We start from the raw sequence: 19,204 nt of genomic DNA on the forward strand, positions 1-19,204 counted from the left end.
GGGGAAAACTGTGCTGCAGCCCGCAGAAACGTGGCTTGGCGCCCAATTGTGACGGTTAAAATAACTGCTCGGAATGCCTGGTATCGCGCCCCGATACGGGGCAATCCGTGCCAACTGACGTTCGGCAGCGGCCAGCCATGCCGTTTCGAGTGCCGTTGGCGCAGGTTTACGCTAGAATGCACGGCCTCAAAGCACACCCCTTCCCGAGGCTGTCCCGAAGATGTTGATCCTGCGCGGCGCTCCTGCCCTTTCTGCCTTTCGCCACAGCAAACTCCTTGAACAACTGAGCCAGAAGGTTCCAGCGGTTACAGGCCTGTATGCTGAATTTGCTCACTTCGCCGACGTTACCGGCGTATTGACCGCCGACGAACAGCAAGTGCTGGCACGCCTTCTGAAGTACGGCCCAAGCGTTCCCGTTCAAGAGCCGACCGGCCGCTTGTTCCTGGTTCTGCCACGGTTCGGCACCATCTCGCCCTGGTCGAGCAAGGCCAGCGACATCGCCCGCAACTGCGGCCTGGACAAGATCCAGCGCCTGGAACGTGGGATCGCCTTCTACGTGGCTGGCCAGTTCAGCGATGCCGAGGCCAAGCTGATCGCCAGCAGCCTGCACGACCGCATGACCCAGATCATCGTCAGCCAGCTGGAACAGGCCGCCGGCCTGTTCAGCCACGCCGAACCCAAGCCGCTCACCGCGATTGACGTACTCGGCGGCGGCCGCGCCGCTCTCGAAAAGGCCAACACCGAACTGGGCCTGGCCCTGGCCGAAGACGAGATCGACTACCTGGTCAACGCCTTCAACGGCTTGAAGCGCAACCCGCACGACATCGAACTGATGATGTTCGCCCAGGCCAACTCCGAGCACTGCCGGCACAAGATCTTCAACGCCAGTTGGGATATCGACGGCCAAAGCCAGGAAAAAAGCCTGTTCGGCATGATCAAGAACACCTACGTGATGCACAGCGAAGGCGTTCTGTCGGCTTATAAGGACAACGCCTCGGTCATCGTCGGCAGCGTCGCCGGCCGTTTCTTCCCGGACCCGCAAACCCGCCAGTACGGCGCGGTGCAGGAGCCGGTGCACATTCTGATGAAGGTTGAAACCCACAACCACCCGACCGCGATTGCCCCGTTCCCGGGCGCAGCCACCGGTTCCGGCGGCGAGATTCGCGACGAAGGCGCTACCGGGCGTGGCGCCAAGCCAAAGGCGGGCCTCACCGGTTTCACCGTGTCCAACTTGCAAATCCCAGGCTTCGAACAGCCGTGGGAAGTGCCATACGGCAAGCCTGAGCGCATCGTCACCGCGCTGGACATCATGATCGAAGGCCCGCTCGGCGGCGCCGCGTTCAACAACGAGTTCGGGCGCCCGGCACTTACCGGTTACTTCCGTACGTTCGAGCAGTCCATCACCACCCCGCGTGGCGATGAAGTGCGCGGTTACCACAAGCCGATCATGTTGGCCGGCGGCATGGGCAACATCCGTGAAGAGCACGTCAAGAAAGGCGAGATCCTGGTCGGCTCCAAGCTGATCGTGCTCGGCGGCCCGGCCATGCTCATCGGCCTGGGCGGCGGCGCGGCTTCCTCCATGGCCACCGGCACCAGCTCGGCCGACCTGGACTTCGCCTCCGTACAGCGCGAAAACCCTGAGATGGAACGTCGCTGCCAGGAAGTCATCGACCGTTGCTGGCAGTTGGGTGACAAGAACCCGATCAGCTTCATCCATGACGTCGGCGCCGGTGGTTTGTCCAACGCCTTCCCGGAACTGGTCAACGATGGCGAGCGGGGTGGCCGTTTCGAACTGCGCAATATTCCAAACGACGAGCCGGGCATGGCCCCGCACGAAATCTGGAGCAACGAATCCCAGGAACGCTACGTACTGGCCGTCGGCCCTGACGATTTCGCGCGCTTCCAGGCCATCTGCGAACGCGAGCGTTGCCCGTTCGCCGTGGTCGGCGAAGCCACTGCCGAACCGCAGCTTACTGTTACCGACAGCCACTTCGGCAACAGCCCGGTGGACATGCCACTCGAAGTGCTGCTGGGCAAAGCCCCGCGCATGCACCGTTCGGCCGTACGCGAAACCGAGCTGGGCGATGATTTCGACCCAAGCCACCTCGACCTGGCCAACAGTATCGAGCGCGTGCTGCACCACCCGGCCGTGGCCAGCAAAAGCTTCCTGATCACCATCGGCGACCGCACCATCACCGGCCTCGTTGCCCGTGACCAAATGGTCGGCCCATGGCAAGTGCCGGTGGCTGACGTTGCCGTCACGGCCACCAGCTTCGACGTGTACACCGGTGAAGCCATGGCCATGGGCGAGCGCACGCCGCTGGCCCTGCTGGACGCTCCGGCGTCGGGCCGCATGGCCATCGGTGAAACCCTCACCAACATCGCCGCTTCCCGCATCGGCAAGCTGTCCGACATCAAATTGTCGGCCAACTGGATGTCCGCTGCCGGCCACCCCGGCGAAGATGCGCGCCTGTACGACACCGTCAAGGCTGTCGGCATGGAGCTATGCCCGGAACTGGGCATCACCATTCCGGTGGGCAAGGACTCCATGTCCATGGCCACCCGCTGGAACGATGAAGGCACCGACAAGAGCGTGACCTCGCCGCTGTCGCTGATCGTTACCGGTTTTGCGCCGGTTACCGATATCCGCCAGACCCTCACCCCGCAACTGCGCATGGACAAGGGCACCACCGACCTGATCCTGATCGACCTGGGCCGTGGCCAGAACCGCATGGGCGCTTCGATCCTGGCGCAGACCCACGGCAAGCTCGGCAAGCAGGCCCCGGACGTCGACGACGCCGAAGACCTCAAGGCCTTCTTCGCCGTGATCCAGGGCCTCAACGCCGACGGTCACCTGCTGGCCTACCACGACCGTTCCGACGGTGGTTTGCTGACAAGCGTGGTCGAGATGGCCTTCGCCGGTCACTGCGGCTTGAACATCGTGCTCGACAGCGTTGCCGAGGATGCTGCCGAAATCAACGGCATCCTGTTCAACGAAGAGTTGGGTGCGGTGATCCAGGTGCGCCAGGACGCTACCCCGGACGTGCTCGCCCAATTCAGTGCCGCTGGCCTGGACGACTGCGTGGCCGTGATCGGCCAGCCGATCAACAACGGCGAAATCAATATCTCGTTCAACGGCGACACGGTCTTTACCGGTCAGCGCCGCTTGCTGCAACGCCAGTGGGCCGAGACCAGCTACCAGATCCAGCGCCTGCGTGATAACGCCGACTGCGCCGAGCAGGAATTCGACGTGATCCTGGAAGAAGACAACCCGGGCTTGAGCACCATGCTCAGCTTCGACGTCAACCAGGACATCGCCGCGCCTTACATCAAGAAAGGCATCCGCCCACAAGTTGCCGTACTGCGTGAGCAGGGCGTCAACGGCCAGGTGGAAATGGCGGCTGCGTTCGACCGTGCCGGCTTCAACGCAATCGACGTGCACATGAGCGACATCCTCGCCGGTCGCGTTGACCTCAATGAGTTCAAAGGCCTGGTGGCCTGCGGCGGTTTCTCCTACGGCGACGTGCTGGGTGCCGGTGAAGGCTGGGCCAAGTCGGCGCTGTTCAACAGCCGTGCCCGCGATGCGTTCCAGGGTTTCTTCGAACGCAACGACAGCTTCACCCTGGGTGTGTGCAACGGTTGCCAGATGATGTCCAACCTCAGCGAACTGATCCCGGGCAGCGAGTTCTGGCCGCACTTTGTGCGTAACCGTTCCGAGCAGTTTGAAGCGCGCGTGGCCATGGTGCAGGTGCAGGAGTCCAACTCGATCTTCCTGCAAGGCATGGCCGGTTCGCGCATGCCCATCGCCATCGCCCACGGCGAAGGCCATGCCGAATTCAGCAGCGAAGAAGCGTTGCTCGAAGCCGACCTGTCCGGCACCGTGGCCCTGCGCTTTGTGGATAACCACGGCAAGGTCACCGAGACCTACCCGGCCAACCCGAACGGCTCGCCGCGCGGAATCACCGGCCTCACCAGCCGCGACGGCCGTGTGACCATCATGATGCCGCACCCGGAGCGCGTATTCCGCGCGGTGCAGAACTCGTGGCGCCCCGAAGAGTGGAACGAAGACGGCGCCTGGATGCGCATGTTCCGCAACGCGCGCGTGTGGGTGAACTAAGACGGTGTACAAGCTCGCCTTCTTCGTGCCCGACAGCCATGTGGAGACGGTGAAAACCGCCATCTTCGCAGCCGGCGGCGGGCGCATCGGCGACTACGACAGCTGCGCCTGGCAAGTGCTGGGCCAGGGCCAGTTTCGCGCGTTGGACGGCAGTCAGCCGTTTATCGGGCAGGTGGGCCAGGTTGAAGTGGTTGATGAGTGGAAGGTTGAGTTGGTGGTGGCGGATGAGTTAATCGTGGCTGTCGTGGCTGCATTGAAGCTCAGCCATCCGTATGAGACACCGGCGTATGAGGTGTGGCAGTTGGCGGATTTTTGATTCGTTAATTGCATAAAAAAGAAACCCGCTGGACCAGTTTGGTCAGCGGGTTTTTTGTTGGCAGCAGGGCCTCAGGCCTTAGAGCGGATCAGGCATTGATCGGGCGAGTAACCAACCGCTCCAACGCTTCACCCAACCCCGAAGCGTCATCGCCCACCAACAGGTGCCAGACCCCGCTATCCAGTCGGCTCACACCTTGGCATCCGAGCGCCGTCAGCTCGGCTTCGGACACCCTCGAATCATCCCCCAACTCCACCCGCAGCCGGGTCATCGCCACCGCCTCCAACTGGCGCACATTGGCCCGGCCACCCAGGGCGCTCAGCCATTTCTCGGCTTCCTGCACATTCACCGCAGCCGGGTTATCCACAGGGGCCGCCGCGACCGCAGGCGTGGCAACAAAACCCGGCATCGCCAGGCGAATTTCGTCGGCGATGCTATCGGCCATCGGGCCGACCACCACCTGCAAACTGCCGCCGTTACCCGGCCGCACCACGGCCATCGCACCCAGTGCTTTCAACTCGGCATCCACCGCCTTGTTGCGATCGACCATGTCCAAGCGCAGGCGCGTGGTGCAAGCACCGACGCTGAGCAAGTTATCGGCACCGCCCAGGGCTCGGATATACGCCGTTGCGCGCTGGTTATCATTCATTACATGCGCCTGCGTCACCTGGACATCTTCCCGCCCCGGTGTCTTGAGGTTGAAGCGGCGAATGCAGTAGCTGAACACCGTGTAGTAGATGACCGAGTAGGCCAGGCCTACCGGTATCACCCGCCAGCCATTGGTCGATTTGCCCCAGCCCAGCACCATGTCGATAAACCCACCGGAGAAGGTAAAACCGAGGTGGATATTCAGCATATTCGTCACGGCCATCGACAGGTCGGTGAGCAGCGCATGCAACAAATAGAGGAACGGCGCGAGGAACATGAAGGCGAACTCAATCGGCTCGGTCACCCCGGTGAGGAACGAGGTCAGCGCCATTGACAGGAAGATCCCGCCCATGACTTTGCGGCGCTCCGGCAGTGCATTGCGGTACATCGCCAGGCACGCCGCCGGTAGCCCGAACAGCATCACCGGGAACATGCCGGTCATGAATTGGCCGCCTTTGGGGTCGCCGGCAAAGTAGCGGGTCAGGTCGCCTGTCACGACTGCGCCGGTCGCCGGATCGGTAAACGTGCCGAACACAAACCACGCCATATTGTTGAGGATATGGTGCAGCCCGGTGACGATCAGCAGGCGGTTGAACACGCCAAACACGAACGCGCCGAGGCTGCCGCTTTCCATCAACAGTACACCGAAGCTGTTGATGCCGTGCTGGATCGGCGGCCAGATAAGACCAAAGATCACGCCCAAGCCTACCGCCGAGAACCCGGTGACAATCGGCACAAACCGCCGCCCACCAAAGAATGCGAGGTACTCCGGCAGCTTAATGTCCTTGAAGCGGTTATACAGCGCGCCGGCCATCAGGCCGCTGGCGATCCCGGCGAGCATGCCCATGTTGATGGTCGAGTCCATGACCTTGAGCGTGGAGATCATCACCAGATAACCAATCGCACCGGCCAGGCCCGCCGTGCCGTTGTTGTCGCGGGCAAAGCCCACGGCGATGCCGATGGCGAAGATCAAGGCGAGGTTGGCGAAAATCGCCTGCCCCGCATCGTGCATCACCGCGATGCTAAGCAAGTCGGTGTCGCCCAGGCGCAGCAGGAGGCCGGCGATCGGTAAAATCGCGATCGGCAGCATCAGCGCACGGCCCAGGCGTTGCAGCCCTTCAATAAAGTGTTGATACATGGCGAGTCTCCTTTTTCTTGTTGTTGTCAGCTCAGCGGCCAGTGCAGTTCACAGGCTTGGCGAACGGCCTTGGCGCTGTTCAGGTCGAGCAGGTCTTGGCTCAGTCGGCGGCATTGCGCCGCGTCCAGGTGGCGAACGCGGTCCTTGATTTCACCGATCTGCGGCGCGCTGACCGACAGCTCGCGCACGCCCAGGCCCACCAGCACGGGGGCTGCCAGCGGGTCGGACGCCAACGCACCGCACACGCCGACCCAACGCCCATGTTTGGCGGCGCCGGTGCAGGTCTGGGCGATCAGCCGCAATAGCGCCGGGTGCAAGGCGTCGACGCGCGCGGCCAGGCCCGCGTGGTCACGGTCCATGGCCAGGGTGTACTGGGACAGGTCATTGGTGCCGATGGACAGAAAGTCCGCATGTTCGGCCAGTTGCTCGGCCATCAACGCGGCGGCGGGCACTTCGATCATCACGCCGAGTTCGGGGCGCTGGGTCAGGCCCAGCTCGACGCACAACTCATCCAGACGCCGGCGTATCTGCAGCAGTTCGTCGACCTCGCTCACCATCGGCAACAGGATGCGGCAGCGCCCCAACGGGCTCACTTGCAGCAGTGCGCGCAATTGCTGGTCGAGCAATTCCGGGCGCACCTGGGCCAGACGAATACCGCGCAGGCCCAGCACCGGGTTCGCCTCGACGGGTAGCGGCAGGTAGTCGAGTTGCTTGTCACCGCCCACGTCAATGGTGCGGATGATCACCGACTTGTCGCCCATGGCATCCAGCACGGCTTGATAGGCTTGGCGCTGCTCCTGTTCATCCGGCGCCGTGTGGCGGTCGACGAACAGGAATTCGGTGCGCAGCAGGCCAACGCCATCGGCGCCGTTTTCAAAGGCCACTTGGGCCTCGCTGCTGGAGGCTACATTGGCGGCCACTTCAATGCTGACCCCGTCAGTGGTGCGCGCGGGCAGTTGGGCCTGGGCCTGCTGCTGTTGGCGGCGCAGTTTTTGCGCGTCGCGAATCTGGTGCACCTCGGCGTGACGGGCTTCGCTGGGCGCCAGCTCCAGGCGGCCGTTGGCGGCGTCGAGTACCACGCGCTGGCCCTGGGGCACGTCGAGCACTTCAGCGCCCAACGCGACCACACAGGGCAGGCCTTTGCCGCGCGCCAGGATCGCCACATGTGAAGTGGCGCCGCCTTCGGCCATGCAGATGCCCGCCGCACGCTGCGCGCTCAGTTGCAAAAGGTCCGACGGGGTCAACTCGTGAGCGCTGACGATCGAGCCCGTCGGCACCTCGAAGTGCCAGGCCTCGCCCAGCAATGCGCGCAGTACGCGTTGTTGCAGGTCACGCAGGTCATTGGCCCGTTCGGCAAACAGGGGCTTCCCCAGGGCGAGCAGCACCGTGCATTGAGCCTGGATCGCATCGCGCCAGGCGTGGGTGGCGGCGCTGCCGTGTTGGATGGCGGCGGTGGCGGTTTCGAGCAGGGCCGGGTCTTCCAGCAGGGCCAGATGGGCGGCGAAGATCTCTTGCTCTTCGACATGTTTGCGTTGGCGGGCGTGGCCCAGGGTGGTGCGGATGTCGCTGCGCACTTGCTCCAGGGCGGTGTCCAGGCGTTGCTGTTGGTCATCGGCCGAATGGGTGCCGGTATCGGCCGGCAATTCAATCCCGGCGAGGCGGAACAACGGCCCGCACGCCAGGCCCGGCGCCGCGCACACGCCTTGCAATACGTTGGCTTCGGTACTCGCCCGGCGGGGTGTCGCCGCGACAGGCTCGGAATGTTCGCCCTTGGCCGGCACTGACAGGGCGGCAATCAACGCCTGCAACGCCGCTTCGCCATCCTCGCCACGGCAGGTGACCCGTACTTCATCGCCTTCGCCAATCCCCAGCCCCATCAAGCCAACCAGGCTGTCGCACGGCGCCGATTTCGCGCCGTAATGCACGCGTGCCTGGCTGCTGAACGCCAGCGCTGTCTTGCGGATCAGCGCCGCAGGCCGCGCATGCAAGCCGCCCCGATGGGTCACGCGTACGCTGGCGCCGGCTTCAGCGCTCGAGTTATCCACAGCGGTGTCATCAAGGGCTGTCGAGCGAGCGAGTACACGCATCAGCGGCTCGCCGACCTTGACCGTTTGGCGCGCCAGAGGCTGCAACTCGAAGCGCTCGCCATTGGTCAGGATGATCAGGCTGACCAGGCTTTTGCACTGGCGCGCAATGCGGTCCAGATCAAAGCGCAGCAGCGCCTGGCCCTCTGTCACTCGCGCGCCCTCCTTGACCAGCAACGCAAAGCCTTCGCCGTTCAATTGCACAGTGTCGATCCCCACATGCATGAGCAGTTCGGCACCGTTGTCGGCGCGGATCGTCAGGGCATGGCCGGTGCGCGCGACATGAAGGATCACCCCGTTACACGGCGCATGCAGGCTGTCATTGAGGGGGTCGATGGCAATGCCGTCGCCCATGGCGTGGCTTGCGAACACTTCGTCGGGAACGTGGCCCAGGGTCAGCACGGGGCCGCTCAACGGGGCGCTGAGTGTGAGTTCTTTATTGTTGTTGGACATGGGCACGGTACTCATCAGGAAAAACGCAGCGATCGACTCAGTGGGTGCGGGTGACTTTGCTCAGATGACGCGGCTGGTCCGGGTCCATGCCACGCGCGACCGCCAGCCCTGCCGCCATCACATAAAAACTCTGGATGGCCAGGATCGGATCCAGGCTCGGGTGCTCGGCGCGGCTCAGGGTCAGGTCGCGTTCGGCAATATCGTCCGGCGCGGCCAGCAATACACGTGCGCCGCGTTGGCGCATGTCGGCGGCCAGGCTCAGCAAACCGGCTTGCTCGGCGCCGCGCGGGGCGAACACCAGCAGCGGGTAGTTCTCATTGATCAAGGCCATCGGCCCGTGGCGCACTTCGGCGCTGCTGAAGGCTTCGGCCTGGATCGCCGAGGTTTCCTTGAGCTTGAGCGCGGCTTCCTGGGCGATGGCAAAACCGGCGCCACGGCCGATCACCATCAAGCGCTGGCTGTCACGCAGGGCGTCGACGGCATGGCGCCAATCCTGTTTGGCGGCGTCGCGCAAGCCCTCGGGCAGCGCCTGGCATGCTTGCAACAAGTCCGCTTGCTGATTCCAGTGCCCGACCAACAGGGCGCTGGCGCTGAGGGTGGCGATAAAACTCTTGGTGGCGGCCACACTGAGTTCGGGCCCGGCGCACAGCGGCACGTGGAACTCGCACGCAGCTTCCAGAGGTGAGTCTTCAGCGTTGACCAGCGAGATGCTCAAGGCACCGCGCTTGCGCAGCAGGCGCAGGCTGTTGACCAGGTCCGGGCTTTGCCCCGACTGCGAAAACCCGAAGGCCACTTGGCCGCTAACCTTCAACGGCGCTTGCAACAAGGTCACCACCGACATCGGCAACGACGCGACCGCAACCCCCAGATGCTGCATGGTCAGGTAGGCGAAGTAGCTGGCGGCGTGGTCCGAACTGCCACGGGCAATGGTCATCGCCACTTGCGGCGGCTGGCGGCGCAGGCGGCCGGCGATCTCTTCCAGTATCGGGGTCAGGCGCTGTAATTGGGCGACGACCGCGTCACAGGAGGCCAAGGCCTCTTCAAGCATTTTTGAAGTCAAGGGTGTCTCCTTCGACCATTACGTCGGTCAGATGCAGGGAGCGGTCCAGGCGCACACAATCGGCAAAGCTGCCGGGTTGCAGGCGACCGCGTTCTTCCAGGCCCAGGTAGTCCGCAGGAAATTGCGACAGGCGTTGTGAGGCTTCGCTGATGGGCAGGCCGATCTTCACCAGGTTGCGCAGTGCCTGGTCCATGGTCAGCGTGCTGCCGGCCAGGGTGCCGTCGGCCAGGCGCACGCCGCCCAGGCACTTGGTCACGGTGTGGCTGCCCAGCTTGTACTCGCCGTCGGGCATACCGGCGGCAGCGGTGGAGTCGGTCACACAGTACAGGCACGGGATCGCACGCAGGGCCACGCGCATGGCGCCGGGGTGGACGTGGAGCAAGTCCGGGATCAATTCGGCGTATTGGGCGTGGGCCAGCGCGGCGCCGACGATGCCCGGCTCGCGGTGATGCAGCGGGCTCATGGCGTTATACAAGTGAGTGAAACTGGTGGCGCCGGCGGCGAGGGCGGCGACGCCTTCTTCATAGCTACCCAGGGTGTGGCCGATCTGCATGCGTACCCCGCGCTCGCTGAGGGTGCGGATCAGCAGGTCGTGGCCGGCGATTTCGGGGGCGATGGTGATCACGCGGATCGGCGCCAGGCGCAGGTAGGCTTCGACTTCTTCCATCAAGGCGGTGTGGGCGAAATTGGGCTGGGCGCCGAGTTTTCCCGGATTGATGTAGGGGCCTTCCAGATGCACGCCAAGTACTCGGGCGCTGCCCGTAGGGCGCTGCTCGCAGAAGGCGCCGAGCTGGCCGAGCACGCGGGAGATCTCTGCCACCGGCGCGGTCATGGTGGTGGCCAGCAGCGAGGTGGTGCCAAAGCGCACGTGGGTGCGGGTGATGGTCTCGAAGGCCTCGATGCCCTCCATGATGTCCTTACCGCCACCGCCGTGCACATGCAGGTCGATAAAGCCCGGCAGCAGGTAGGGCAAGTCGTTTTCAGCCGGGTCGCAAGGCGTGCCTTCAATGGCCACCACCTTGCCGTGTGCGTGTACCAGGCGGCCGCGAATCCAGCCGTGTGGCGTGAGGATATTGTCTTCGGACATGGCAGTTCTCTAAGGCCGCAACTCGGCGGCAAAGTCGTATCTGCGCAGCTCTGCCACGAAGTCGTAGTAGTCGTTGCGGCAGTAGGTGTCGGTGATTTCTATCGGCGTGTTGTCAGCGGTGTAGCCCACGCGGGTCATCAGCAACATGGCGGTGCCCGGGGCGATGCCTACCAGGGCGGCGAACTCGTCCGAGGCGTTGATCGCCTGGATGTGCTGCAGGGCACGCACGATGGGTTTGCCGATGCTTTCCAGGTACTCGTAGAGCGAGTTGCCGATGGCTTGCGGTTGCGGCAGCACGGTGGCGGGCAGGGTGGTCATTTCAATCGCCATGACCGTGTCATCGGCTTTGCGCAACCGCTTCAGGCGCGCCACTTTGTCGGTAGGCGACAAGGCCAGGCGGATCAGCTCTTCGTGGGTGGGCTGGGTGATATCGCGCTCCAGCCATTGGGAGGTAGGCACAAAACCCTTGAGGCGCAACATCTCGCTGAACCCCGAGAGGCGCGACAGCGGCTGTTCCAGGCGTGGCGTGATAAAGGTGCCGGAGCCCTGGCTGCGGCGGATCAGGCCTTGGTCAAACAGCACTTGCAGCGCCTTGCGAGCGGTGACTCGCGAGATGCTCAATTGCTCGCTGAGTACGCGCTCGGAGGGCAACGCCTGTTCGGATTTCCACTCTCCGGCGTGAATGGCGGCTTCGAGCTTGCGCGCCAATTGCAGGTACAGCGGCGTGGACTGTTTACCGTCGGGGCGCAGGGCCAGGATGGGATTCATCTGTCAGGTTTCCGATGCGTTATTGGAGTGTTGTCGCCCGGTATTGGCCGGAAATTAATACCACTTAAATACCATGTCAATGCCGCCAAAACGGTGCAAATCGCCATTCCAAGGCCCTGAAACGGGGCTTGGCGGCAAGTGGTATTACAGAGGTCTTTATCGCGCGCAGAACGACGCAGCCCGTGCCGTGCACTGGTATTCACCGGCGGGGGCTGTGGGGGAAGGGGATTTTTTTGAATTATTTTACGAACGGTCGACGATTACGGGCGAATCTCGATCAGCGTGCCGTCTTTGACCAGGCTCCAGACTTCACGCATGTCGACGTTGCGCATGCCGATGCAGCCGTCGGTCCAGTCCAGGGTGTGGAACCACTGCTCGGGGTAGTCCTCGGTGTCGGGAGTGCCGTGGATCATGATCATGCTGCCGGGCTTCACCCCTTCGCGGCGCGCGCGGGCGGCGTCGCTGATGTTGGGGTAGGAAATATGCATGGCCAGGTTGAAGCGGTCGCTGGTCTTGCGCCAGTCGATCCAATAGAAACCCTCGGGGGTGCGGCGGTCGCCTTCGATCAGCTTGTGGCCCTTGGGGTTTTTGCCCAGGGAAATACGGTAGGTCTTGAACGGCTTGCCGTCGTTGATCAGTTGCAACTGATGGGCGGATTTAAGCACCAGGACTTTTTCGACAGGTTTGCCGCCCAGGGTTTGCAGGGTGGAGGCCGACGACAGCGTAGCGAACGACAGGCAGAGCAGAGCAAGCAACCAACGCATTGAAACGGTATCCCTTTGGCGACGATCGGCCGGCTTGTTATTGGGCGGGCTTGGCAAGTGGTGGCACGGACTCGCTGCGCACCGGGTACGCCTGTTGGCGACGGTCAGCGAAAAAGCATTCTAAGGTACGCCCTACCGTGCGGAAAGCCAGCTCGGACCAAGGGATATCGGCTTCATCGAACAGCTTCACTTCAAGGCTTTCCTGGCCTGCGGCAAAGTCCAGGTCGATCAGCTCGGCGCGGTAGAAGATGTGCACCTGGCTGATGTGCGGCACATTGATCAGGGTATAGATGTTCAGGTTGCGCACGCGGGCGCAGGCTTCTTCCAGGGTTTCACGCATGGCCGCCTGTTCGACGGTTTCGCCGTTTTCCATGAAGCCTGCGGGCAGGGTCCAGTAACCCAGGCGCGGCTCGATGGCGCGGCGGCACAGCAGCACTTTGTCGCCCCACACCGGCACGGTACCGGCAACGATATTGGGGTTCTGGTAATGGATGGTCGAGCAGTGATCGCACACAAAGCGCAGGCGCGCGTCGCCTTCGGGAATGCGTTGGGTCACCGGTTTGCCGCACTGGCTGCAGAAATTCATGCTGGGGTTCCTGGAAAGTGCGTCTATCTTGGCGTGGCGGGCAAGGCCCTGCAAGTTGTCGTTTAGCGACACCCACCGGGTTTTGGGGTTGGGCGCCCGCACGCTTTGGTGCATGATGCAAGGTAGCCAACAGACCGAGATGACTCATGCTGGACGAGCTACTTCGCCGGGTAAGCAATCACACCCCCCACACGCTGGAAACCGATGGGCGTTTCCCCGAGGCTGCGGTGCTGGTGCCGATTACCCGCAGTGACGAACCTGAGCTGATCCTGACCCTGCGCGCCAGTGGCCTGTCGACCCACGGTGGCGAAGTGGCCTTTCCCGGCGGGCGCCGCGACCCCGAAGACCCGGACCTGATCTTCACCGCCCTGCGTGAAGCCGAAGAAGAAATCGGCCTGCCACCTGGGCTGGTCGAGGTGATCGGCCCGTTGAGCCCGCTGATTTCCCTGCATGGCATCCGCGTAACGCCGTATGTGGGGGTGATACCCGACTACGTCGAATACTTGGCCAACGACGCCGAGATCGCCGCCGTTTTCAGCGTGCCCCTGGACTTTTTCCGACAGGACCCACGCGAACATACCCACCGCATCGATTACCAGGGCCGCAGTTGGTATGTGCCCAGCTATCGGTTCGGCGAATACAAAATCTGGGGGCTGACGGCGATCATGATCGTGGAGCTGATCAACCTGCTCTATGACGATGCCAAGATCAGCCTGCATCAGCCGCCCAAGAGTTTCATCAATATCTAAGCCATCGTGTGAATGGCGAGCCGTGAGGACACACCATGAAATACCGCTTGGGCGACGCCCGCGTCGAGACGCATCCGCAGAGTTGGGTGGCCCCCAATGCAACGCTGGTGGGCAAGGTCAAGCTGGAGGAGGGCGCTAACGTCTGGTTCAACGCGGTGTTGCGTGGCGATAACGAACTGATCCTGATCGGCAAGAACAGCAACGTGCAGGACGGCAGCGTGATGCACACCGACATGGGCTACCCGCTGACCCTCGGCACCGGCGTGACCATCGGCCACAACGCCATGCTGCACGGTTGCACGGTGGACGATTACAGCCTGATCGGTATCAATGCGGTGATCCTCAACGGCGCCAGGATCGGCAAGCATTGCATCATCGGCGCCAACTCGCTGATTGGCGAAGGCAAGGAAATCCCCGATGGTTCGCTGGTGATGGGCTCGCCGGGCAAGGTGGTGCGTGAGCTGACCGACGCGCAGAAACGGATGCTCGAAGCCAGCGCTGCGCACTATGTGCATAACGCTCAGCGTTACGCGCGGGACCTGATCGAGCAGCCGGAATGAACCCGGTTGAACGCCCCGTTGCCTCGCCGTGCGTAAGTATTTGCGCGCTGGATGATGACGATATGTGCACCGGCTGCCAGCGCACTGTGGATGAGATTACGCGCTGGAGCCGCATGGATAACGCCGAGCGCCGGGCGGTGCTGGTGTTGTGCCATGCGCGGGCGGTGGCGAGTGGGTTGGTATGGATGACGCCCAAGCGCTCGGATGCCTGATCGATTGCTATCGGGAGCAAGCCCCCGATGAGGCCCTCCCAGACGACGTGTATTTATTTGTGTACCCTGTGCGAGATTATCCACAGGTCCACTTCCAATGCTCTTCCTGATCGCCTACATCAGCAGCGTCGTGCTGATCAACTTCGCCTTTTCCACCGCTCCGCACCTGGACGTGATCTGGTCCGCCTGGGGCGGCCTGGTATTCGTCTTGCGCGACATGGTGCAAACCCGCTTCGGCCATGGTGCGATCATTGCCATGCTGGCGGCGCTGGTGCTCTCGTACATCACCTCCGACCCGGCCATTGCCCTGGCCAGTGCCACGGCATTTGCGGTGTCCGAGTGCATCGACTGGCTGGTGTTCAGCATCACCAAGCGCCCGTTGCACGACCGCCTGTGGATAAGTTCGGCGCTGAGCATTCCCCTCGACACCTTCATTTTCTTCGGCCTGATCGGCGCCCTGACGCCGGCGGTGGTGGGCACCGCACTGGCCTCGAAATTCGCCGGGGTTACGGTGGTGTGGCTGATCATGGCCTGGCGCTTGCGCAAGCGGGCTGTCGCCAACTGAGGCCAATTGTTGTAGTTCATGTAAAATGCCGGCCTTTCTCCCCATGATCCGCTCCCCTGAGGACCTGAGATGACCCGAATCGGAACTCCATTGTCGCCAACCGCGACCCGCGTTTTGCTGTGTGGCTGCGGTGAGCTGGGCAAGGAAGTGGTAATCGAACTGCAACGCCTGGGCGTTGAAGTGATTGCCGTGGATCGCTATGCCAACGCGCCGGCCATGCAAGTGGCGCATCGCAGCCACGTGATCAATATGCTCGATGGCGCCGCCCTGCGTGCGGTGATCGAAGCCGAAAAGCCGCACTTCATCGTGCCGGAAATCGAAGCCATCGCCACCGCCACCCTGGTGGAACTGGAAGCTGAAGGCTTCACGGTGATCCCGACCGCGCGCGCCGCGTCGCTGACCATGAACCGTGAAGGCATCCGCCGCCTGGCCGCCGAAGAGCTGGACCTGCCGACCTCGCCTTACCACTTCGCCGATACCTTCGAAGACTACAGCAAGGCCGTGCAAGACCTGGGCTTCCCCTGCGTGGTCAAGCCAGTGATGAGTTCGTCGGGCAAGGGCCAGAGCCTGCTGCGCAGCGCCGACGACGTGCAGAAGGCCTGGGACTACGCCCAAGAGGGTGGGCGTGCCGGTAAAGGCCGCGTGATCATCGAAGGCTTTATCGACTTCGACTACGAGATCACCCTGCTGACCGTACGCCACATCGGAGGCACCACGTTCTGTGCGCCAGTCGGCCACCGTCAGGAGAAAGGCGACTATCAGGAATCCTGGCAGCCACAGGCCATGAGCCCGGTAGCCCTGGCCGAATCCGAGCGCGTTGCCAAAGCCGTGACCGAAGCCTTGGGGGGCCGCGGCCTGTTTGGCGTGGAACTGTTCATCAAAGGCGACCAGGTGTGGTTCAGCGAAGTATCGCCGCGCCCGCATGACACCGGTTTGGTCACGTTGATCTCCCAGGACCTGTCGCAATTCGCCCTGCACGCGCGCGCGATTCTCGGCCTGCCGATTCCTTTGATCCGTCAGTTCGGGCCTTCGGCTTCGGCGGTGATTCTGGTGGAAGGGCAGTCAACCCAGACCGCATTCGCCAACCTCGGCGCCGCCTTGAGCGAGCCGGATACGGCGTTGCGTTTGTTTGGTAAGCCAGAAGTCAATGGCCAGCGCCGCATGGGCGTGGCGTTGGCGCGGGATGAGTCGATCGAAGCGGCGCGGGCCAAGGCGACCCGGGCTTCCCAAGCTGTTGTCGTAGAGCTCTAACAGCATCGGGAGCAAGCCCCTCCCACATTTAACCGCGTATAGCCTTTGGAATGCGGTCGAGTGTGGGAAGGGGGCTTGCTCCCGATTGCGGTTTATCAGGCGACCTTGTTCAAGTCGTTATCCCGCGTCTCTTTCAGGCACAGCACGGCAATCAAGCTGAGCAACGCTGCCGCCGACACATACCCTCCGACATAACTCAGGCCACCCATCGCCACCAGCTTGGTTGCGAAGAACGGTGCGGCCGATGCACCGACGATTCCACCCAGGTTATACGCCGCCGAAGCACCGGTATAACGCACGCGGGTCGGGAACAGTTCGGGCAACAGCGCGCCCATCGGGGCGAAAGTCACGCCCATCAGGAACAGCTCCAAGGCCAGAAACAGTGCCACGGCCCAGGTTGAGCCGTGGGTCAGCAGGGGCTCCATGGTGAAGCCCGACAGGATGGCGAGGATCGCACCGACGATCAGCACCGGCTTGCGCCCATAGCGATCACTGGCCAGGGCGGCCAAGGGGGTGGCCAGGCCCATGAACAACACGGCAAAGCACAGCAGGGCGAGGAAGGTTTCGCGGCTGTAGCCCAGGGTCGATACGCCGTAGCTCAGGGAAAACGCTGTGGTGATATAGAACAGCGCATAGCACACCACCATAGAGGCGGCGCCCAACAGCACCGGCAGCCAATGCTGGCTGAACAATTCCACCAGCGGCACTTTTACTGGTTTTTCCCTGGCCACTGCGTTGGCGAATACCGGGGTTTCATGCAGCTTCAAGCGTGCGTATAAACCGACCATCACCAGCGCCGCGCTGAGGATGAACGGAATGCGCCAGCCCCAACTGCGGAACTGCTCGTCGTTCAGGCTCATGGCCAGGATCAGGAACAAGCCGTTTGCGGCAAGGAAGCCGATCGACGGGCCCAACTGCGGGAACATGCCGAACCAGGCGCGTTTGCCTTTGGGCGCGTTTTCGGTGGCCAGTAACGCCGCGCCGCCCCATTCGCCACCCAGGCCAAGGCCCTGGCCGAAGCGCAGCACACACAACAGGATAGGCGCCCAAGCGCCGATACTGTCATAGCCGGGCAGCAAGCCGATCAACGTCGTGCATACGCCCATCAGCAACAGCGAGGCCACCAGTGTGGATTTGCGCCCGATACGGTCCCCGAAGTGGCCGAACAACGCCGAGCCCAGCGGCCGGGCGATAAAAGCGATACCGAAGGTCAGGAACGACGCCAGCATTTGCGCGGTGCCGGAAGTCTGCGGAAAAAACACCGGGCCGATCACCAGCGCCGCGGCGGTAGCGTAGATATAGAAGTCGTAGAACTCGATGGCGGTGCCGACGATGCTGGCGGTCGCGACCCGTGCGGTCGAGTTGGCCGGGGCGGCGGGCGCGGCTTCGTTATAGGTGGTACTCATGGCGGTATCCCTGACGGTCATTGCGCGTTTGGACGCGGATTATTATTGGTCGAACACCCATTGATCAGGGTTGCACGCGGTCGGGCGAAGCTTGGGTAAGCCGCAGGGATTATAAGAAGGGGTCTGGAATTACAACAAGAGCCCGCACGCCGCAAAACAAATGTGTGACGGCTATTTACGGTCAGGCAGTTAGGCGGCGACGGGTATCCGGCTGGTATGCCAGATCAGCACCTTGCTCACCCGGTTGTCCTCGGTCTCGAGGATTTCCAGGCGGTAGCGACCGATTTTCAGGCACACCGCGCAATCCGGAATCGTCTCCAGCGCCTCGGTCACCAGACCATTGAGGGTCTTGGGACCGTCGCTGGGCAGGTGCCAGCCCAGGCTTTTGTTCAGCTCACGGATCGATGCGGCGCCGTCGATGATATAGCGACCGTCGGGTTGGGGCTCGATATGCGGGTTGTCGGTGCTTTGCTCGTTTTCGAACTCGCCGACGATTTCTTCGAGGATATCTTCGAGGGTCACGATACCCAGCACTTCGCCATATTCATCCACCACCATGCCCAGGCGCCGCTGCTGTTTGTGGAAGTTCAGCAATTGCAGTTGCAGAGGCGTGCTTTCGGGAACGAAGTAGGGTTCATGGCAGGCGGCGAGGAGCGCCTCTTTGGTCAGGCTGGCGTCAGGCAGCAGGTGCTGGATTTGCCGCGTGTTGAGCACGGCCTGCACTTGGTTGATATCGCTGTGGAACACCGGCAGGCGCGTGCGCTGGGAGGTGCGCAGTTGCTCGATGATGTCTTCGATCGGGTCATCCAGGTTGATGCCATCCACTTCGCTGCGGGGCACCAGGATGTCATTGACCGTGATGTTGTCCAGGGCGTGGATGCCGGGCATGCCGGGTGTGCGGTTTTCGTCGGTGTCGGGCTCGGGCTCGTCATCGTGGTCGGGCAGCGGCTCGTCGCTCTTTTTCACCACGCCGGATTTGCGCGTGAACGGGCGCAACAACAGCAGGCTGATGCCATTGAGCAGCCAGGCTGCGGGGTAGAGGATTTTCAGCGGTACACCCAGCAGGCTGTTGCCAAAACCCAGCACCGCTTGCGGATGGCGGGTGGCCAAGGCGCGGGGCATGTAGTCGGCCAGTATCAGCAGCAGGGCGCAGGCGATCAGCCAACCCAGCCACGGGCCGTTCTTTGCCCAGGCATAGATCGCCAGCAATGTGCACAGAATGACCACGGCGGCGCGACACAGGCTGTTGCACAGGATCAGGCTGTTACGTGGAAAATTCAGGCGGGCCGCGGCCTTGTCACCCTGGCGCGTGCCGGGGCGCAGCGCCAGCAGGTGTTGCTGGGCGGCTTCAATGGCGGTAAACAGCCCGGCCCATAACACCAGCAAGGCGATTACCGCAAGCATCGGCCCAAGGGGCAAGTTGTCCATGATCGCTGCCCG

16 protein-coding genes are annotated in these 19,204 nt (G+C 62.9%); 7 read left to right on the plus strand and 9 right to left on the minus strand.

Annotation, left to right across the window (positions count from 1 at the left end; translation table 11 throughout):
• The first annotated feature begins 220 nt into the window (after positions 1-220).
• Both purL and AB4O23_RS09275 read left to right on the plus strand, forming a co-directional pair.
• Positions 221-4,117, plus strand: a complete 3,897-nt coding sequence (gene purL / locus AB4O23_RS09270) for a phosphoribosylformylglycinamidine synthase (protein WP_137220244.1) — start codon at positions 221-223, stop codon at positions 4,115-4,117.
• A gap of 4 nt (positions 4,118-4,121) precedes the next feature.
• Positions 4,122-4,433 (plus strand): YqfO family protein, encoded by a 312-nt coding sequence (locus AB4O23_RS09275; protein ID WP_017529991.1) that lies wholly within the window; start codon positions 4,122-4,124, stop codon positions 4,431-4,433.
• Between the two features lie 88 nt (positions 4,434-4,521).
• On the opposite strand, the gene nagE is transcribed toward AB4O23_RS09275, so the two are convergent.
• The 7 genes from nagE to AB4O23_RS09310 all read right to left on the minus strand — a co-directional run bounded on the left by nagE (position 4,522) and on the right by AB4O23_RS09310 (position 13,021).
• Positions 4,522-6,219: an N-acetylglucosamine-specific PTS transporter subunit IIBC gene (gene nagE / locus AB4O23_RS09280; protein WP_460150444.1), complete on the minus strand. Its 1,698-nt coding sequence runs from the start codon at positions 6,217-6,219 to the stop codon at positions 4,522-4,524.
• A 26-nt stretch (positions 6,220-6,245) separates the two neighbouring features.
• Positions 6,246-8,756: a phosphoenolpyruvate--protein phosphotransferase gene (gene ptsP / locus AB4O23_RS09285; RefSeq protein ID WP_065876675.1), complete on the minus strand. Its 2,511-nt coding sequence runs from the start codon at positions 8,754-8,756 to the stop codon at positions 6,246-6,248.
• Between the two features lie 37 nt (positions 8,757-8,793).
• On the minus strand, positions 8,794-9,804 hold the full coding sequence (locus AB4O23_RS09290) for an SIS domain-containing protein (protein WP_017529988.1): 1,011 nt from the start codon (positions 9,802-9,804) through the stop codon (positions 8,794-8,796).
• Complete coding sequence (nagA, locus tag AB4O23_RS09295) at positions 9,797-10,903, minus strand: N-acetylglucosamine-6-phosphate deacetylase (protein WP_068936954.1); 1,107 nt, start codon at positions 10,901-10,903, stop codon at positions 9,797-9,799. The genes AB4O23_RS09290 and nagA overlap by 8 nt, the downstream gene beginning before the upstream one ends.
• A 9-nt stretch (positions 10,904-10,912) precedes the next feature.
• The gene (locus AB4O23_RS09300; RefSeq protein WP_065876672.1) at positions 10,913-11,671 is read right to left on the minus strand and encodes a GntR family transcriptional regulator; all 759 of its coding nucleotides are present in this window, start codon (positions 11,669-11,671) and stop codon (positions 10,913-10,915) included.
• 260 nt (positions 11,672-11,931) lie between these two features.
• A complete protein-coding gene (locus AB4O23_RS09305) occupies positions 11,932-12,435 on the minus strand; it encodes a L,D-transpeptidase family protein (protein ID WP_017529986.1) in 504 nt (167 codons plus the stop codon).
• A 37-nt stretch (positions 12,436-12,472) separates the two neighbouring features.
• On the minus strand, positions 12,473-13,021 hold the full coding sequence (locus AB4O23_RS09310) for an NUDIX hydrolase (protein ID WP_017529985.1): 549 nt from the start codon (positions 13,019-13,021) through the stop codon (positions 12,473-12,475).
• A gap of 146 nt (positions 13,022-13,167) precedes the next feature.
• On the opposite strand from AB4O23_RS09310, the gene AB4O23_RS09315 reads away from it, so the two are divergent.
• The 5 genes from AB4O23_RS09315 (at position 13,168) to purT (ending at position 16,358) form a co-directional block, all read left to right on the plus strand.
• Positions 13,168-13,770, plus strand: coding sequence for a CoA pyrophosphatase (locus tag AB4O23_RS09315; protein WP_016971944.1), 603 nt, complete (start codon positions 13,168-13,170; stop codon positions 13,768-13,770).
• A gap of 35 nt (positions 13,771-13,805) precedes the next feature.
• Positions 13,806-14,330: a gamma carbonic anhydrase family protein gene (locus AB4O23_RS09320; RefSeq protein WP_116079258.1), complete on the plus strand. Its 525-nt coding sequence runs from the start codon at positions 13,806-13,808 to the stop codon at positions 14,328-14,330.
• The gene (locus tag AB4O23_RS09325) at positions 14,327-14,542 is read left to right on the plus strand and encodes a DUF1289 domain-containing protein (RefSeq protein ID WP_065876670.1); all 216 of its coding nucleotides are present in this window, start codon (positions 14,327-14,329) and stop codon (positions 14,540-14,542) included. Before AB4O23_RS09320 ends, AB4O23_RS09325 begins: the two co-directional genes overlap by 4 nt.
• 97 nt (positions 14,543-14,639) lie before the next feature.
• Positions 14,640-15,107: a VUT family protein gene (locus AB4O23_RS09330; protein ID WP_017529982.1), complete on the plus strand. Its 468-nt coding sequence runs from the start codon at positions 14,640-14,642 to the stop codon at positions 15,105-15,107.
• A gap of 69 nt (positions 15,108-15,176) precedes the next feature.
• Entirely contained in the window at positions 15,177-16,358 is a 1,182-nt protein-coding gene (purT, locus tag AB4O23_RS09335) for a formate-dependent phosphoribosylglycinamide formyltransferase (protein WP_017529981.1), read from the plus strand.
• A gap of 95 nt (positions 16,359-16,453) precedes the next feature.
• Here purT and AB4O23_RS09340 read toward each other — a convergent pair whose 3' ends face one another.
• On the minus strand, positions 16,454-17,764 hold the full coding sequence (locus AB4O23_RS09340) for an MFS transporter (RefSeq protein WP_017529980.1): 1,311 nt from the start codon (positions 17,762-17,764) through the stop codon (positions 16,454-16,456).
• A gap of 189 nt (positions 17,765-17,953) precedes the next feature.
• Positions 17,954-19,192 carry a transporter associated domain-containing protein gene (locus AB4O23_RS09345; protein ID WP_460062944.1) on the minus strand — a complete coding sequence of 413 codons (1,239 nt, stop codon included), beginning with the start codon at positions 19,190-19,192 and terminating at the stop codon, positions 17,954-17,956.
• Positions 19,193-19,204 lie beyond the last annotated feature (12 nt).

The organism is Pseudomonas sp. H2_A10, from assembly GCF_054680085.1.

Bases quoted from the DNA above. Each gene is read 5' to 3' on its own strand.
- purL (WP_137220244.1), top strand. From the start codon at position 221: ATGTTGATCCTGCGCGGCGCTCCTGCCCTTTCTGCCTTTCGCCACAGC.
- nagE (WP_460150444.1), bottom strand. From the start codon at position 6,219: ATGTATCAACACTTTATTGAAGGGCTGCAACGCCTGGGCCGTGCGCTG.
- ptsP (WP_065876675.1), bottom strand. From the start codon at position 8,756: ATGTCCAACAACAATAAAGAACTCACACTCAGCGCCCCGTTGAGCGGC.
- AB4O23_RS09290 (WP_017529988.1), bottom strand. From the start codon at position 9,804: ATGCTTGAAGAGGCCTTGGCCTCCTGTGACGCGGTCGTCGCCCAATTA.
- nagA (WP_068936954.1), bottom strand. From the start codon at position 10,903: ATGTCCGAAGACAATATCCTCACGCCACACGGCTGGATTCGCGGCCGC.
- AB4O23_RS09300 (WP_065876672.1), bottom strand. From the start codon at position 11,671: ATGAATCCCATCCTGGCCCTGCGCCCCGACGGTAAACAGTCCACGCCG.
- AB4O23_RS09305 (WP_017529986.1), bottom strand. From the start codon at position 12,435: ATGCGTTGGTTGCTTGCTCTGCTCTGCCTGTCGTTCGCTACGCTGTCG.
- AB4O23_RS09310 (WP_017529985.1), bottom strand. From the start codon at position 13,021: ATGAATTTCTGCAGCCAGTGCGGCAAACCGGTGACCCAACGCATTCCC.
- AB4O23_RS09315 (WP_016971944.1), top strand. From the start codon at position 13,168: ATGCTGGACGAGCTACTTCGCCGGGTAAGCAATCACACCCCCCACACG.
- AB4O23_RS09320 (WP_116079258.1), top strand. From the start codon at position 13,806: ATGAAATACCGCTTGGGCGACGCCCGCGTCGAGACGCATCCGCAGAGT.
- AB4O23_RS09325 (WP_065876670.1), top strand. From the start codon at position 14,327: ATGAACCCGGTTGAACGCCCCGTTGCCTCGCCGTGCGTAAGTATTTGC.
- AB4O23_RS09330 (WP_017529982.1), top strand. From the start codon at position 14,640: ATGCTCTTCCTGATCGCCTACATCAGCAGCGTCGTGCTGATCAACTTC.
- purT (WP_017529981.1), top strand. From the start codon at position 15,177: ATGACCCGAATCGGAACTCCATTGTCGCCAACCGCGACCCGCGTTTTG.
- AB4O23_RS09340 (WP_017529980.1), bottom strand. From the start codon at position 17,764: ATGAGTACCACCTATAACGAAGCCGCGCCCGCCGCCCCGGCCAACTCG.
- AB4O23_RS09345 (WP_460062944.1), bottom strand. From the start codon at position 19,192: ATGGACAACTTGCCCCTTGGGCCGATGCTTGCGGTAATCGCCTTGCTG.